16 protein-coding genes are annotated in these 14,801 nt (G+C 63.3%); 4 read left to right on the top strand and 12 right to left on the bottom strand.

Annotated features, from left to right (window positions below; translation table 11 throughout):
- Positions 1-34: 34 nt before the first annotated feature.
- Both ETC27_RS09625 and uraH read right to left on the bottom strand, forming a co-directional pair.
- Positions 35-1,225, bottom strand: coding sequence for a urate hydroxylase PuuD (locus ETC27_RS09625; RefSeq protein WP_136254781.1), 1,191 nt, complete (start codon positions 1,223-1,225; stop codon positions 35-37).
- Positions 1,226-1,246: 21 nt separating this feature from the next.
- Positions 1,247-1,597, bottom strand: a complete 351-nt coding sequence (gene uraH / locus ETC27_RS09620) for a hydroxyisourate hydrolase (RefSeq protein ID WP_136254780.1) — start codon at positions 1,595-1,597, stop codon at positions 1,247-1,249.
- A 96-nt stretch (positions 1,598-1,693) separates the two neighbouring features.
- On the opposite strand from uraH, the gene uraD reads away from it, so the two are divergent.
- The 3 genes from uraD to pyrB all read left to right on the top strand — a co-directional run bounded on the left by uraD (position 1,694) and on the right by pyrB (position 4,375).
- Positions 1,694-2,236: a 2-oxo-4-hydroxy-4-carboxy-5-ureidoimidazoline decarboxylase gene (gene uraD / locus ETC27_RS09615; RefSeq protein ID WP_136254779.1), complete on the top strand. Its 543-nt coding sequence runs from the start codon at positions 1,694-1,696 to the stop codon at positions 2,234-2,236.
- A gap of 165 nt (positions 2,237-2,401) precedes the next feature.
- Positions 2,402-3,232 (top strand): IclR family transcriptional regulator, encoded by an 831-nt coding sequence (locus tag ETC27_RS09610; protein ID WP_136254778.1) that lies wholly within the window; start codon positions 2,402-2,404, stop codon positions 3,230-3,232.
- 111 nt (positions 3,233-3,343) lie between these two features.
- Positions 3,344-4,375 carry an aspartate carbamoyltransferase gene (pyrB, locus tag ETC27_RS09605; protein ID WP_136254777.1) on the top strand — a complete coding sequence of 344 codons (1,032 nt, stop codon included), beginning with the start codon at positions 3,344-3,346 and terminating at the stop codon, positions 4,373-4,375.
- A gap of 144 nt (positions 4,376-4,519) precedes the next feature.
- Here pyrB and ETC27_RS09600 read toward each other — a convergent pair whose 3' ends face one another.
- The 10 genes from ETC27_RS09600 to ETC27_RS09555 all read right to left on the bottom strand — a co-directional run bounded on the left by ETC27_RS09600 (position 4,520) and on the right by ETC27_RS09555 (position 12,970).
- The gene (locus ETC27_RS09600) at positions 4,520-6,184 is read right to left on the bottom strand and encodes a diguanylate cyclase domain-containing protein (RefSeq protein WP_136254776.1); all 1,665 of its coding nucleotides are present in this window, start codon (positions 6,182-6,184) and stop codon (positions 4,520-4,522) included.
- 381 nt (positions 6,185-6,565) lie between these two features.
- On the bottom strand, positions 6,566-6,916 hold the full coding sequence (locus tag ETC27_RS09595; RefSeq protein ID WP_136254775.1) for a gamma-glutamylcyclotransferase family protein: 351 nt from the start codon (positions 6,914-6,916) through the stop codon (positions 6,566-6,568).
- A 288-nt stretch (positions 6,917-7,204) separates the two neighbouring features.
- Entirely contained in the window at positions 7,205-7,660 is a 456-nt protein-coding gene (gene ruvX, locus ETC27_RS09590; RefSeq protein ID WP_136254774.1) for a Holliday junction resolvase RuvX, read from the bottom strand.
- Positions 7,660-8,217, bottom strand: coding sequence for a YqgE/AlgH family protein (locus tag ETC27_RS09585; RefSeq protein ID WP_136254773.1), 558 nt, complete (start codon positions 8,215-8,217; stop codon positions 7,660-7,662). The genes ruvX and ETC27_RS09585 overlap by 1 nt, the downstream gene beginning before the upstream one ends.
- A 14-nt stretch (positions 8,218-8,231) precedes the next feature.
- A complete protein-coding gene (locus tag ETC27_RS09580; RefSeq protein WP_136254772.1) occupies positions 8,232-9,170 on the bottom strand; it encodes an energy transducer TonB in 939 nt (312 codons plus the stop codon).
- Positions 9,171-9,179: 9 nt separating this feature from the next.
- Positions 9,180-10,175, bottom strand: coding sequence for a glutathione synthase (gshB, locus tag ETC27_RS09575; RefSeq protein WP_136254771.1), 996 nt, complete (start codon positions 10,173-10,175; stop codon positions 9,180-9,182).
- A gap of 150 nt (positions 10,176-10,325) precedes the next feature.
- On the bottom strand, positions 10,326-11,084 hold the full coding sequence (locus ETC27_RS09570) for a CvfB family protein (protein ID WP_136254770.1): 759 nt from the start codon (positions 11,082-11,084) through the stop codon (positions 10,326-10,328).
- Between the two features lie 131 nt (positions 11,085-11,215).
- On the bottom strand, positions 11,216-11,950 hold the full coding sequence (locus ETC27_RS09565; protein WP_136254769.1) for a 16S rRNA (uracil(1498)-N(3))-methyltransferase: 735 nt from the start codon (positions 11,948-11,950) through the stop codon (positions 11,216-11,218).
- Between the two features lie 27 nt (positions 11,951-11,977).
- Positions 11,978-12,487, bottom strand: a complete 510-nt coding sequence (gene secB / locus ETC27_RS09560) for a protein-export chaperone SecB (protein ID WP_136254768.1) — start codon at positions 12,485-12,487, stop codon at positions 11,978-11,980.
- 60 nt (positions 12,488-12,547) lie between these two features.
- Complete coding sequence (locus ETC27_RS09555) at positions 12,548-12,970, bottom strand: rhodanese-like domain-containing protein (protein ID WP_136254767.1); 423 nt, start codon at positions 12,968-12,970, stop codon at positions 12,548-12,550.
- Positions 12,971-13,208: 238 nt separating this feature from the next.
- Here ETC27_RS09555 and gpmI point away from each other — a divergent pair, with 238 nt between their 5' ends.
- Entirely contained in the window at positions 13,209-14,780 is a 1,572-nt protein-coding gene (gene gpmI / locus ETC27_RS09550; protein ID WP_136254766.1) for a 2,3-bisphosphoglycerate-independent phosphoglycerate mutase, read from the top strand.
- Positions 14,781-14,801: the final 21 nt, after the last annotated feature.

The following is a 14,801-nucleotide window of genomic DNA, read 5'->3' as shown; positions in this document are numbered from 1 at the left end:
CATTGTATATGACTTGCCCGCTCACACCGCCCCATCAGGGGGCAGTATGCTCGATAAAGGCACCAACGGTGGCCCGCTCGGCGTCGGTCATGCCGGTGACATTGCCAAGCGGCATATACCGGGTGGTGACAGCAACGCGCTGGATATCGTTCAGGTGGCGGCGAATCTGTTCGCCGCTGTCCAACTGCACGCCGGCCGGTGCGGCGGCGAAACCACCGAAACTCGGCGCAGCGGCATGACAACCCGCGCAGCGCTCCTCGACTATGGCCGACACCTCACTGAAGGCGATAACGTCTACCTCGCCTTCGCTGGCCTCCCGCGACGGAGCAGCGCCAGGTGCCATCGCCGCCATCAGGGTCACCAGTATCAGGCCGGCGGCGGGCAGCACCCACACCTTGCGACCTGCCAGATGGCGAATATTGAAGTAGTGGCGCACCAGCACGCTGAACACCATCAGTCCCGCCAGCACCAGCCAGCCCCACTCGGATGCGTACGTCATGGGATAGTGGCTGCTGATCATCAAAAACAGCACCGGCAGGGTCAGGTAATTATTGTGGCGCGAGCGCAGCAGGGCGTGGCGACCATGAACCGGGTCTCGCTCGGCGCCGGTCTGCATCGCACTCACCAGTGCTTTCTGCCCGGGGATGATCACGCGGAAGACATTGGCGACCATGCAGGTGCCGATTGCCGCCCCGACATGGATATAGGCCGCCCGTCCGCTGAAGACCTGCATCAGGCCCCAGGTCAGCCCGACCAGCAACAGAAAGCCGCTGACCGCCAGCCAGGTCGGGCGCCGACTCAGCGCACTGCGACACAGGGCGTCGTAGACAAACCAGGCGCCGAACACCACGCCAAGCCCCAGCAGCACCCCCTGCCAGGGCGCCATGGAAGAGCCCGGCGACAGCAGCATGGTGCCGGCATTCAGGTAGTAGACCACCCACAGCAACGCGAAGCCGGTCAGGAAGGTGGTATAGGCCTCCCACTTGAACCAGTGCAGGGGCTCGGGGAGGCTCGGCGGCGCCAGTTCGTACTTCTGCAGGTGGTAGAAGCCGCCGCCATGGATGGCCCACAGCTCGCCGGCCACCCCCTCATTAAGCGATGTTTTCTGGCGCTCGAGATGATTCTCGAGCCAGTTGAAGTAGAACGAGGCACCGATCCAGGCCACGCCGACGATCAGATGACCCCAGCGCAGCAGCAGGCTGGCCCAGTCGTGAAGATAATCCATAAGCGTCTCTTGAGGGGCGCGTCAGCTGCCGCGGTAGGTGGTATAACCGTAGGGCGAGAGCAGTAGAGGAACGTGGTAATGCTCATCGGCATCGGCGACCCGAAAGCGCAGCGGAATCCGCTCGAGAAAGACGCCCGACGCCGGCTCGCCCTGCGCACCAAGATAGTCACCGGCATGAAAGAGCAGCTCGTATTCGCCCTGCCTAAAGGCGTCGCCCTCGAGAAGCGGCGCGTCGCAACGGCCGTCGGCATTGGTCACGGCATCGCTGAGGGGGGTGCGGGTCTCGCCGTCGAGACGAAATAGCTCGACGCGAATGCCGCGGCCCGGACGTCCCTGGGCGGTGTCGAGCACATGGGTGGTCAGATACCCCATGAAACCTCCTGTGGGTGATCGAGACGTGTCGCGTCCCTGATTATTGTATACAGTTACTGTATCGCATATCTTCCGCCGCTGCGCAAAGGAGTCACCATGGTCGACCATACCTCCACCGCCTGCCCGCTCTTCCCCCGCCCCAGCCACTTAAGCCGGGAGGCCTTTATCGCCAGTTTCGGCGATCTCTACGAGTGCTCGCCCTGGATCGCCGAAACGGCCTGGGACAAGGGCCTCAGCGAACACGAAGATAGTGTTCATGGTCTTGTCGGGCACCTCGCCCGCGTCCTTGATGCGGCTGATGAAGAACAGCAACTTGCCGTGATTCGGGCCCACCCGGACCTCGCCGGCAAGGCGGCACTGGCCGGCGAGGTCAGCAACGACTCGCTCAAGGAACAGGCCGGGGCTGGCCTCGATCAATGCAGCCCCGAGGAACTTGAGCGTTTCACACGCCTCAATGCCGCCTACCGGGGACGCTTCGGCTTTCCCTTCGTGATCGCGGTCAGGGGCAAGGATCGCCACGCCATCCTCGACGCCTTCGAGGCCCGGCTCGACAATACGCCGAACGAGGAACGTCATACCGCCATCGCGCAGATCCACAGCATCGCAAGGCAACGGCTAGAGGCGCGCGCTGAGGACTGAGCATCGCCGCCTCCGGCAGCAGTCACCCGGTCGCGACGTCGATGGGAGGCCAAAAGGGACGCGAGGGCCTCTCGTCACACAGTGGAAGGCGTTTTCGCTCTCACGACAGACGTCCTTCCAGGCGGTATCCTGTGAGCCGATCAGGCAGGCCATGAGGAGCAAGGCGTGACAGACGGCAAACGCAAGACAGTGGGACGCCCCGCCGGCACAGGCAAGACCGGCGGCGGCCACAGCCAGTCGCTGGTGCGCGGGCTGAACATCCTCGAGGTGCTGGCCACGGAGCCCAAGGGGCTGGTGCTTTCGGACATCGCTACCCGCATGGAGCTCGCTCCCTCGACCACCCACCGGCTTCTGCAGGCGCTGCACGGCCAGGGCTTTATCACCCAGGAAGCCGAGCTCGGCCGCTGGTGCATCGACGTCAAGACCTTCCGCATCGGTAACGCCTTCCTCGAGGCTCGCGATCTGATCGCCACTGCCCGGCCCTTCCTGCGCCGGTTGACCGAGGCCAGCGGCGAGTCCGCGAACCTCGGCATCGAAGACAGCGGCCAGGCCGTCTTCCTGGCCCAGACCGAATCACCTCAGATGATGCGCATGATCACAAGGCTTGGCTCACGGGCGCCGATGCACGCCTCCGGCGTCGGCAAGGCGCTGCTGGCCTGGCTGCCCGAGGCAGAGATAGCGCGCATCATCGACGCTCATGGCCTGCCACGCATCACACCCAACAGCCTGGACACCCCTGCCGCACTCGAGTCGGCGATGGCCGAGATCCGCCACGCGGGGTATGCCTGTGACCGCGAAGAACACGCGATCGGCCTGCACTGCGTGGCCGCGGCGATTCACGACGAGCACGGCCGCCCCCTGGCAGCGATCTCGGTCTCCGGCCCCATGGCTCGTATTCCCGAAACGCGCTTGAACGAGCTCGGCCAACTGGTTCGCCAAGCCGCCGATGAGATCACCGCCCAGCTGGGCGGCCGGCAGCCCACCAGCCAACCCTAGGCACCAACAAGCGAGCACACTAAACACCTCGCGCAGACGACGCCAAGGCTGAAGCGCGGCGCCACGCAGCGTACACTAATGCCCACCGTATCCAGCCAGCCGAGGCCCGCGATGAGCTCCCATCTCCTCTCCGTCGATTCCCTGTCACGCGACGATGTCGATCACCTGATGCGCGTTTCCGCGCTGATGGAACCGGTCGCCCAACGCCGAAAGATCACCCGCGTGCTGGAGGGAGCGGTGCTCGGCAACCTCTTCTTCGAAGCCAGTACCCGAACTCGCGTCAGTTTCCACGCCGCCTTCAGCCGCCTCGGCGGCAGCGTATGCGACACCACCGGCTTCACCTTCTCGTCGATGGCCAAGGGTGAATCGCTTTACGACACCAGCCGCGTGATGAGCGGCTACTGCGACGCCATCGTGCTGCGCCACCCGGAGCAGGGCGCGGTCGCCGAATTTGCCCAGGCCACTAACGTACCGGTGATCAACGGTGGCGACGGCCCCGGCGAGCACCCGAGCCAGGCACTGCTTGATTTCTATACCATCGACAAGGAATTCGCTCGGCTCGGCAAGTCGCTTTCCGGTGCTCATATTCTGCTGACTGGCGATCTAAAACACGGGCGCACCGTGCACTCGCTGATCAAGCTCCTGTCACTGTACGAGCCGATGCGCATCACCCTGGTCGCCCCGTCGGGCCTCGAGATGCCGAGCCACCTGATCGACCTGGTGAGCAACCGTGGGCATCGCGTCGAGACGCGCGAGAGCCTGGCCAGCGACTTCAGCGATCTGGATGTGGTCTACACCACCCGCATCCAGAAGGAGCGCTTCACCGCCGAGATGAGCGAGAGCTTCGGCGGCCTGTCCCGCGACTTCACCGTCGATCGCGGCTTCATGGATCGTTACTGCCAGCGAGACACCATCGTCATGCACCCGCTGCCCCGTGACAGCCGCCCCGAGGCCAACGACCTGGACGTCGACCTGAACGGCGACCCGCGCCTGGCGATCTTCCGTCAGACCGACAACGGCATTCCCGTGCGCATGGCGATATTTGCCACCCTGCTCAAGGTCGATCACCTGATCGAGCGCGACCTGCGCGATGTACCCTGGTTCGTGCCCGACACCGTCGGCGTCGACGACCTGCGCGGCTGATACACGACCGACACTCGTTACCTGAACACTAAATGGCCCGCTCAATGAGCGGGCCGTTGCGTATTGCCACTAGAGACGATTCGATACTGGATTGGGACTAGATAACGGTCCAGCTAACCATTGAATCTCAAACCGCCACGCCGCCTACTCAGAGCAGATCTGATCCCGGCCTGCGCGCTTGGCGGCATAGAGCGCAGTATCCGCACGCTTGAACAACTCCGAGAACGCCTCTCCCTGAGCATACTCGCTGAGACCGATACTAATGGTGATGGGCAATTCTCTGTCGTCCTGCAAAATGACAGCGCCGGCCTTGATATGTTGGCGTACCCGCTCCATGACCTTCTCTGCGGCGGTTAGGCTCGCCTGTCGCATCACGACAACGAACTCCTCGCCCCCGGTTCTAGCCACGATGTCGCCATCACGGAGACACTCCGAGATACGGCCACTCAGCCACTGGAGCGCGATATCCCCAACATCATGACCATGGGTATCGTTGACTTGCTTGAAGTGGTCGATATCGATCACCGCAAGCGAGAAGCGCTCCGCCCGAGCGATCAATGTCTCCAAGTGCTGATCGAGAAACGCGCGATTGGGTAGTCCCGTCAAATAATCCCGGGACGCCTTGTCGGCCATCAGGTCGAGTTCCTGACGTACCTGCTCGATCTCGGCTTCGTTGGTGATGACACGCTCCACCGCATCGGCAATCAGCCTGACCAACTCGATTTCCACCTGAGTGAAAGGCGCTTGACGCGGGCTTGGGCTCGAGAAATTGAGCGTTCCCCAGACCTCACCATTCAAACGTAGCGGCGTGCCGATATAGGTCTCGAGGCCAAATTGCTGATAACAGGGGTGACCACTGATGCGAGCGTCCTGACCCGCTTGGTTGGTGTACAAGACATCCTCGGCATCGAGCATCAAACGACAGTAGGTATCCCCCAGGGCGAAGGTGTCACCCGGCGAGATACCGCCATCTGACGCAGCCCATTTGACGATATACTGATCATCGATGATGCGGCTGACGAGACCAATCTGCAGAGAGAGGGTGTCCAACGCATCGCGGAGCAGTCGATCGATGATCTCGCTGGTGCTGATATCGGTACGATTCACGCTGCTGTGGATATCACGCAGCAGATGAATCATGGCGCGATCTTCTGTGACATCCTGGATAACCGCGTAGCACCCGATCACTTCGTTTTCTAGGAAGTCGGGGACGTACTTCACCTTGAAGTAAAACTCGCGCCCATCCGTGAGGGAAAGCCGGTCTTCATAGTTGACCTCTTGCCCCGTGAGGGCTCTTTGAAGGCGTGGCCATACCTTTGCATAGGAGTCGGCATTGAGGACGGATGACACTGGCTGGCCATAGAGCGCCTCCCTGCTAAGGCCGATGAAATCCACGTAGGCCTGATTATTGAGGCGAAAGCAGCCCCCTCGATCAACGTAAGCCACCATGACAGGCAGTTGGTCAGCGAGCCGCCCGACAATGCCCTGATCCCCCTGGAGCGAAGCCGTAAGCTTGATCACGATGCTGCCATCAGAGAGCCCATAATAGCTGCCGGCAATGTCTTCGAACGCCCAGGGCTCTCCTTGCCGCATATCACGCCTAGCTAGGCACTCAGAGACAGCGACGCCGAGCTGCGTGCGTATATCCTTCAGTTCACCTGAGGCCAAACCTATCAACTCATCCGGATCGCGACCGAGGAGTAACTGGGTATTGCCTAACGCCTCGGTAACCCGCTGGTCGCGCGAGATGCGCAGATAGGCCGATTGAGAAAGGGATAGCACCTCACTCAACCACTCTTGTTGGTTCAAAACGCCATGTCTCCTTTGCGATAGTCAGTGCAGAGGGGGCACCGTTCAGCATGGCAGACTAATCGTCGTTTGGTGCTTGCGTTGCATAGGCCGCACCGTCGAATACGGCCAGAATACGCTGTCTGAGTTTCAACTGGCACTCGGAGAATCCGGAGAGGCTGCAATTTCCGCAGGGCGCCAGGCCATACCAGATACCGACTCCCCGCACGGCAAAGCCCAGCCAACCAGCGACAAACGGGGGGACTCAGCCCAAGAGGCCGAGTCAGCGGAACCATTGAAGGAATATCAAAGAGTTGGCTATTTTTTGGCAACAACAACCTCGTAGACGCTGTCCTCGCGATAATTGCCTCGATGGCCGGCCTCGCGGGCAGGGGCTTGGCCTCAAGCGTGGTGCCGCGCTCGTCGACCATCTCGCAGGGCGTACACGTAGGCGTTAATGGTGCCTCCGGCAGAGAGCCTCACCTTTGTCGGTTGGCGCTGGTACTCCTCCCCCTCAAAGTCGTCTAGCGCGGTCCAATGCTGAGACAGGTTCTCCGACACAAAGACATGGCCTTCGATATCGTCGCCGGCGTCGTCCAGTACCAAGCCGGGGAACCCCATCTCGGCGCCCCAACCCGCTTCGATTAGCCGGCCCTTGATGCTTCCCGACTCCCAGGTGCCACCGATCTTCTGCATGACTTGCTCGTTCGGTCCACCTGGGCCAAGCGTCCCGTAGATAAAAAGGCGTTCCATGGTATGTCTCCTGGCTAGCTGGAAAGGGCGAAGATTTTGGTGAAGTGCCCCCGGAAGGGCAAGTCCAGCGCGTTCTCTGCCATGTCATGCTACTGTCTGTCTTACATCTAGAACCCAGACAGTCGCCTCATCCTGCAAGATGCCAGACCATGCCATACGCAGGACTGTCCTAGCGCACCGAGGCCCGCCCAGCCACTGAAAGCCGGACAGTCTCCGAGAAGGGGTAAGGGCGACGGGGCCATTGCAGGAATAGCAAAGGGCTCGTGACTCTTGGGAGAACGCCTCGACTCAAAGCGTTGTGCGCCCGCCGGGTAGGCCTTCGTCATGGGCGAACCAGCCCTCGAGAATCAGCGCGGCGGCCAGGCCGTCGACGCTGTCTTCGCGATAATTGCCGCGATGGCCAGCCTCGCGCGCCAAGGTCTTGGCCTCACGGGTAGAGCCGCGCTCGTCGACCATCTCGCAGGGCTTGCCGTAACGCCCATACAACCGGTTGCCGAACTTGCGGGCGCGGGTGCTCATTAAAGACTCGCTGTCGTCCATGTTGATCGGCAGGCCGACCACGAACAAATCCGGCCGCCACTCCTCGATCAGGCGCGTAACCTGGGCCCAATCGGGGATGCCGTCCCGGGCCGGCAGCGGCTCCAGGGCCGTGGCGCGCCGGAGCATCTCGTTACCGACTGCCACGCCGATGCGCCGGGTGCCGAAGTCGAAGGCCAGAATCAGCCGTTCGCCTGGGTTGGCCATCAGGAATGTCCCGCCTCGCGGCTCATCAGGTTCAGGTCGATACCCAGCACACCGGCGGCGGCGTTCAGACGCTGCTCCGAGGGCGTCTCGAAGAGAATGTTACTGCCACCCTCGACGGTCAGCCAGGCGTTGTCCTTGAGCTCGTCTTCGAGCTGGCCGGCTTCCCAGCCACTGCAGCCCAGGCAGACGATAAAGTCGTCGGGGCCGCGCCCTTCAGCCATCGCCGAGAGCATATCCATCGAGGTGGTCAGGGCGACGTCGTTGTCGACCTGGATGCTGGAATCCCAGGGCTTGCTGGAGCCGCGATGCAGGATGAAGCCGCGATCCTGATGCGTCGGGCCACCGTAATAGACCGGGGCATTGCGGTGCTTGCTGTCGCTGGCATCCAGCTCCAGCTGCTCGAACAAGGCATCGAGGCTCATGTCGAGAGGATGATTGACGATCACCCCCATGGCGCCATTGTCGTCGTGATCACACAGATAACTCAGGCTGCCCGCGAAGTTGGGATCTTCGAGATGGGGCATCGCCAGCAGAAAATGATGCTTCAAGCTTTGCATGGGCCTCCCGGGCGTCAACGTACGCCGAATTCATTGCCAGTGCCGAATCGCCAGACGCGACTGATGGACAGGCGGTCGAGACCGGCCATGCCAGAGTCGAAGGGCCGGTAAGGTGCAGCGCCACGAATGGTGTCCAGCGCCGCCTGGTCGAGTTCGGTATGTCCCGACGATTGTACCACCTCTGCCTGCAGGAGCTTCCCCTGATGGTCGATGACCACGCGCACCCTCAACTGGCCATCCAGATCCGGCGGTGCCGGGTAGAAGCGATTGCCAAAGTCCTGCACCCGACGTGTCCAGGCATCCACATAGCGAGCCTCGGCGGCTTCGCGGGCGGCCTGCTGTTCGCGGTCGGCAAGCTCGACAGACGGCTCGCTCATGGTGAAGTCCTGCTCGCGCAGCGAGGCCGTCGCATTGGCCGCCAACTCACGACCGGAGAGTGACGACGCCTTGGCCTCATGCTGAGGCTCCCGCGCCGGTGCGGCGGGCTCGGGATCAGAGACAGCTTCAGAGGCCGGTTCGGGCTCTGATGCTACCTCGGACTCGGTGGCCTCAGGCACCGCATCGACGGTGTCCGCTGGTGAGGGGGCGGGCACCTGCTCTGACGCTTGTCCGGGTGAGGATGCTGCGCTGGCGGCTTGCGTCGCAGGCTCAGGCGCTGTTTCAGGCTCGGCATCAAGGCTCGCTGCCTGCTGTGCGGTCTCGGCAATCGCGCGGGCCTGATCGGGCGCGACGGCCGGGCGACTGACCAGCACCACATCAAGACTCGAGGTCGTTGAAGGGGCCGACGTTGTCGTCGGTAGCGAAACAGTCGTGAACAGCGCCAGCAACATGAGATGCAGGCCAATCGCCAACGCCCAGGCAAGGGCATGGCGATAGCCGCGTGTCACCGGGGCATGGCCCCCCAGAGAGGCCACGCCAACGGGCACACCGACAACATCACCGAGCCCTGCCATGGCCAGACGCTAGCCGGCCCGATGGGCGTCGAGGCGACGCTCGATGGCGTCCAGCAGGGTGCCGGCGATGTCGGTACCACGCTGATCGTCGATCTCGCGTACGCAGGTGGGGCTCGTGACGTTGATCTCGGTGATGTAGTCGCCGATCACATCGAGACCAACGAACAACAGCCCCTTCTCGCGGATCATCGGCTTTACCTGTTCGATCAGCCAGTGGTCACGCGCGGTCAGCTCACGAGTGACACCGCGTCCACCGACGGCCAGGTTACCGCGAGTCTCGCCGGCCATCGGCACCCGTGCCAGGCCATAGGGAATCGGCTCGCCATCGACCAGCAGGATGCGGGTATCGCCGTCCTTGATCTCGGGAAGATAGCGCTGGGCCATGATCTGTCGATGGCCGCGGTCGGTCAGGGTCTCGATGATGGCGCCGATGTTGCGCCCGTCCGGCAGCACGTGAAAGATACCGCTGCCGCCCATGCCGTCCAGCGGCTTGAAGATAACGTCGCCATGCTCGGCCTGAAAGGCGCGCAGCACCGGCTCGCTGCAGGACACCAATGTCGGGGTGCAGCAATCGGGGAACTGCTGGGCGAAGAGCTTCTCGTTGCACTCGAGCAATGCCCGGGTCGGGTTGACCACCAGCACGCCTTCACGCTCGGCGAAGCCCAGCAGGTGCACGGCATTGAGGAAGTTGCCGTCGACCGGCGGGTCCTTGCGCATCAGGATCACGTCGAGCTCGGCAAGCGGTGTGGCCACCGGCTCGCCGAGGCGATACCAGTCCTCGGGGTCGTGGAAGACCTCGAGATCACGCAGCCGGGCATGGGCACGACCGTCGCGCAAATAGATATCTTCCTGCTCCATGTAGTGAAGCGAGGCACCGCGGGCCGTGGCGGCCCACAGCATGGCAAGGGTGGTGTCTTTCTTGTAGCTGATGTCGGCGATGGGATCCATCACCACCCCGATCCTGAGGGCACGCTCGCCCCGTGATGCCTGCGTGGGCGTGTTCATCGACTCGTTCCTGGGCGTGTTCATCGGCTCGTTCATCGAGAGGACTCTCGGCTAAGGAGGAATGCCGCAACGGGCATGATGGGCGCAGTATGCCGCAGCAGCGCGATCATCACCAAGATCGACGGCGCTTGCCGACATCCCGGCAGAGCATCAGTCCTCGTCGTTCTCGCGCCGGCGGATGCCATCGCTTTCCAGGGTGATCTGGCGTGCCTTGTAGAGGCCGCCGATCGCCTGCTTGAAGGCGTTCTTGCTGACACCCAGCCGGGCCTTGATCGAAGGCGCCGGGCTCTTGTCGGTCAGCGGTAGAAACCCACCCGCCTCATCGAGGGCCGCCAGCACCTTGTCGGTGGCCATGTCGCGCTTGACGCCGCCCGCCGGCATCAGCGAAAGGTCGAGACGACCATCCTCGCGCCGCTGTTTCACGTAGCCGGTCAGGCGTTCGCCGCGGCGCACCTGGCGAGGCAGCTCGCCGTGGTAAAGAAGGCCCCAGACACGGTCGTCGACCACCGCCTTGAGCCCCAGGTCGGTGCGATCACCGATGACAAGCGTTACCGTCTTGCCGGGTGCCATGGCGTTGGCGGCTTCCTCACTGAGGCCACCTTCACGCTGGGCTTCATCGACGCTGTCATAGAGGAAGTCATCCAGCCGCATCGAGGCGGTGGGACGGCCCTGATCATCTTCGAAGATGATCACCAGCACGCGCTTGCCCTCCGTCGGACGGTAGGGCTGCTCGTTGAAGGGCAGTAGTAGGTCCTTGGGGCGGCCCCAGCCGAGGAAGGCACCGGTGTTGTTGACCGCCACCACCTCCAGATAGGCCACCTGGCCGACCTCGGCCAGCGGCGCAGCGCTGACATTAGCCGAATCACGAGAGCCACGAGGGGCGGGGCGATCCTGAGAAGATCGAGTCATGGGCATATCCTGGGCGAAGCCGTATGTAGCGAAAATGGAGACAAAGGAAACTGAAGGGAGCCGTACGCGCCAACCATGAAGGCGCTCGGCAGGCGTGCCAAGCGTCACACCCAAGGATAGTGCCGGCTTGGCTAGAGATCGCCGAAGTGGTGCTGCAGCAGCGTGAGTGCCACGACCGGGGCGGTCTCGGTGCGCAGAATGCGCGGCCCAAGCGTCAGCGGGGCGAAATCATCGGCCAGCGCACACTCGACCTCGCTTGGCGAGAGCCCACCCTCGGGGCCGATCAGCAGCGCCGCCCTGTCAGGCATCGCTGCCTGGCGGTTGGCGTCGAAGACGCCCTCGGTGGCGGGGTGCAGCACCAGGCGCAGGGATTCGTCACGGATCGCCAGCCAGTCGCTCAAGGCCATGGGCGCATGCACCGGTGGCAGTGTCGCGCGGCCGCACTGCTCGCAGGCACTGGCGGCGACTGCCTGCCAATGAGCGAGCTTCTTGGCCGCCCGATCCCCCTTGAGGCGCACGTCACCGTGCTCGGTGTAGAGCGGCGTAATCGCCGCCACGCCAAGCTCCACCGCCTTCTGGATGGCGTAGTCCATGCGATCGCCCTTGGAGATCGCCTGCCCCAGATGCACCCCGAGGGGCGACTCACCACGCCCTGGCGCCACCGAGTCGAGACGCGCCACCACGCGCTTGCGGGTGACCTCTACCAGTACCGCACTGGCCTCAAGGCCCGCGCCATCGAATAGCGTCAGTGCTGCGCCTTCCTTCAAGCGCAGCACCACCGCCAGATGACGCGCGGGACCCTCGGGCAGCACCAATTCGCCGCCGGCCTCAAAGCCGGCGGCGACATGGATACGCGGGCCGCTCACGGCCGTCCTCCAATGGTCGGGCGCATCTTACTGGGTGGTCTCGCTGGCTTGAGCCTGGCGTTGCTTCTTCTGGGCATACATCGCCTCGAAGTTGACCGGCGCCAGCATCAGCGGCGGGAAGCCACCACGGTTGACCAGGTTATCAATGCACTCGCGTGCATAGGGGAACAGCAGGTTCGGGCAGAAGGCGCCCAGGGTGTGCTCAAGCTGCTCGCCTTCGATGTTGGCAATGCGGAACAGGCCAGCCTGTTCGATCTCGGCGAGGAAGGAGGTGTTGCCGGTCTCGCTGTGAGAGACCTGGGCCGTCACCTTGATCACGACCTCATAGAGACCTTCACCAACCTGGCTGCTGGTGGTGCTCAAATCGAGGCTGACCTTGGGCTTGAACGGCTGCTGGAACACCCCCGGCGAGTTCGGCGACTCAAAGGAGATATCCTTGACATAGATGCGCTGCAGGGAGAACTGCGGCTGGTTCTGTTGCTCGCCGGAGGCGGCACCTTCGGCGCCAGCAGTGGTTGGATTATTGTCTTCCGCCATGGCTTTTGTTCCTTGAAGCGTGCGTATTGATATAAAGGGGTTGAAGAGGCGCGCAGCGACTTACTTGCGCACCACCGGCAGACCATCTGCCTGCCACTGGGCCATGCCGCCCTTGAGCTTGTAGGCCCGGCTGAAGCCGGCACTGGTCAACTTGGTGATCACCGCACCGGAGGCCTGACCTTGCTTGCAGACCACGATCACCGGCTTGTCCTTGACCTTGTCGAGTTCATTAAGGCGATTGTCGAGTTTGCTCTGGGGGATATTGCGCGCACCTGTCATATGACCTTGCTTGAAGTCCTTGGCATCGCGGATATCGAGCACCACCGCGTCCTCGCGATTGATCAGCTGGGTAGCTTCGCTGGTGTCGACGCCGTTGCGGCCGCCCTGGATGACTTCATAGGCGATCCAGGTCGCCAGCACGATCACGAAGGCACCCACCAGCAGCGGGTGGTTCTGCACGAATTCGAACAACTGATCGATCATGGGTCCGGAACACTCTCGTTGGAAATAACTGGTGTTGTGAATCACTGTTGGGAATCACTGGATGCCCCGCCGCCGGGGCGGCGCCCAGTATACACAAGGCGTCCTGACGCGTCTGGCACCCGGGCGGCTGACGTTGCGCACCGCCCTAGGATATGATGCCCGAAGGAGCCGTGAGTCGCGACCCCGGGCCGGCAACGCCGACCGGGGACTCTCCGACGTTTACCAACGAGGCCTTTTCATGTCCGATGCCAATTCCCGCCCACGCCCGGTGGCCCTGATTATCCTCGATGGCTATGGCCACAGCGAGACGCTTGAATCAAACGCCATCGCCGCCGCCAACACGCCCGTCATGGACCGCCTGAGCCGGGACTACCCCTCTAGCCTGATTCATACGGACGGCAAGTATGTCGGCCTGCCCGACGGCCAGATGGGCAACTCAGAGGTTGGCCACATGAACCTGGGCGCAGGACGTGTCGTCTACCAAGACTTTACCCGCATCACCAAGGCCGTCGAGGACGACACCCTCAAGGACAACGCCATCCTGACCGCGCCGATCGACGCGGCGATCAAGGAAGGTCGCGCCGTCCACCTGCTGGGGCTGTTGTCGCCCGGTGGCGTGCACAGCCATGAGGATCACATCCTTGCCGTGGCCGAACTGGCCGCTGCCCGTGGCGCCAAAGAGATCTACCTGCACGCCTTCCTCGACGGCCGCGACACCGCGCCGAAGAGTGCCAAGGCCTCCATCGAGCGCGCCGATGCCAAGCTCGCCGAACTGGTCGGCGAAGGCAACGGCTTCATTGCCTCGCTGATCGGCCGCTACTACGCCATGGATCGCGACAACCGCTGGGATAGGGTCGAAAAGGCCTACCGTGTGGCCACCGAAGGGGCGGGCGAGCACGTCGCCGTCTCCGCGGCCGAGGGCCTCGAGGCCGCCTACGCGCGTGACGAAACCGATGAATTCGTGGCGGCCACCAGCATTCGCCCCCAGGGCAAGCCGGTGAATATGGCCGACGGCGACGCGGCCATATTCATGAACTTTCGCGCCGACCGCGCCCGCGAGCTGACCCGCGCCTTCGCCGAGGACGACTTCTCGGGCTTCAAGCGCCAGGCACGCCCCGCACTAGCAGGCGATGGCTTGGTGATGCTGACCCAGTACGCCGCCGACATCCCGGCGCCGGCCGCCTTCCCGCCAGCGGAGCTCACCAACACCCTGGGCGAGGTGATCGCCAAGCGCGACATGACCCAGCTGCGCATCGCCGAGACCGAGAAGTATGCCCACGTGACCTTCTTCTTCTCCGGCGGTCGCGAGGAGCCCTACAGCGGCGAGACCCGCGAGCTGATTCCCTCGCCGCAGGACGTCAAGACCTACGATGAGAAGCCCGAGATGAGCGCGGTCGAGGTCACCGACAAGCTGGTCGAAGCCATCGATGGCGGCGGCTATGACCTGATCGTTTGCAACTACGCCAACGGTGACATGGTCGGCCATACCGGCAACTTCGCGGCCGCCGTCAAGGCCGTCGAGGCGGTGGATGCCTGTATCGGCCGCGTGGTCGAGGCCCTGGAGCGTGTCGGCGGCGAGTGCCTGATCACCGCCGACCACGGCAACGCCGAGCAGATGGTCAACCCCGACACCGGTGCACCGCAGACCGCACACACCACCTGCGAGGTACCGCTGATCTGGGTCACCAAGCGCCAGGCCAAGCTGCGCGAGGATGGCCGGCTGTGCGACCTGGCACCGAGCCTTTTGACCATGATGGGCGAAGCGATCCCTGAAGAAATGACCGGCCAGGTGCTAACCGAACTGTCGTGATGCCGCCTCGCCTCCCCCATG

The organism is Onishia niordana, from assembly GCF_004798965.1.
GTDB classification, from domain to species: Bacteria; Pseudomonadota; Gammaproteobacteria; order Pseudomonadales; family Halomonadaceae; genus Onishia; species Onishia niordana.
Note: the sequence above shows the minus strand (reverse complement) of the source record. Positions and strands in the feature narration are given on the sequence as shown.

What these genes read in the sequence shown, in the direction of transcription:
- ruvX (WP_136254774.1), bottom strand. Translation starts at nt 7,660, where the DNA reads ATGGCCAACCCAGGCGAACGGCTGATTCTGGCCTTCGACTTCGGCACC.
- gpmI (WP_136254766.1), top strand. Translation starts at nt 13,209, where the DNA reads ATGTCCGATGCCAATTCCCGCCCACGCCCGGTGGCCCTGATTATCCTC.
- ETC27_RS09555 (WP_136254767.1), bottom strand. Translation starts at nt 12,970, where the DNA reads ATGATCGATCAGTTGTTCGAATTCGTGCAGAACCACCCGCTGCTGGTG.
- gshB (WP_136254771.1), bottom strand. Translation starts at nt 10,175, where the DNA reads ATGAACACGCCCACGCAGGCATCACGGGGCGAGCGTGCCCTCAGGATC.
- uraD (WP_136254779.1), top strand. Translation starts at nt 1,694, where the DNA reads ATGGTCGACCATACCTCCACCGCCTGCCCGCTCTTCCCCCGCCCCAGC.
- secB (WP_136254768.1), bottom strand. Translation starts at nt 12,487, where the DNA reads ATGGCGGAAGACAATAATCCAACCACTGCTGGCGCCGAAGGTGCCGCC.
- ETC27_RS09585 (WP_136254773.1), bottom strand. Translation starts at nt 8,217, where the DNA reads ATGCAAAGCTTGAAGCATCATTTTCTGCTGGCGATGCCCCATCTCGAA.
- ETC27_RS09595 (WP_136254775.1), bottom strand. Translation starts at nt 6,916, where the DNA reads ATGGAACGCCTTTTTATCTACGGGACGCTTGGCCCAGGTGGACCGAAC.
- pyrB (WP_136254777.1), top strand. Translation starts at nt 3,344, where the DNA reads ATGAGCTCCCATCTCCTCTCCGTCGATTCCCTGTCACGCGACGATGTC.
- ETC27_RS09625 (WP_136254781.1), bottom strand. Translation starts at nt 1,225, where the DNA reads ATGGATTATCTTCACGACTGGGCCAGCCTGCTGCTGCGCTGGGGTCAT.
- ETC27_RS09570 (WP_136254770.1), bottom strand. Translation starts at nt 11,084, where the DNA reads ATGACTCGATCTTCTCAGGATCGCCCCGCCCCTCGTGGCTCTCGTGAT.
- ETC27_RS09580 (WP_136254772.1), bottom strand. Translation starts at nt 9,170, where the DNA reads ATGGCAGGGCTCGGTGATGTTGTCGGTGTGCCCGTTGGCGTGGCCTCT.
- uraH (WP_136254780.1), bottom strand. Translation starts at nt 1,597, where the DNA reads ATGGGGTATCTGACCACCCATGTGCTCGACACCGCCCAGGGACGTCCG.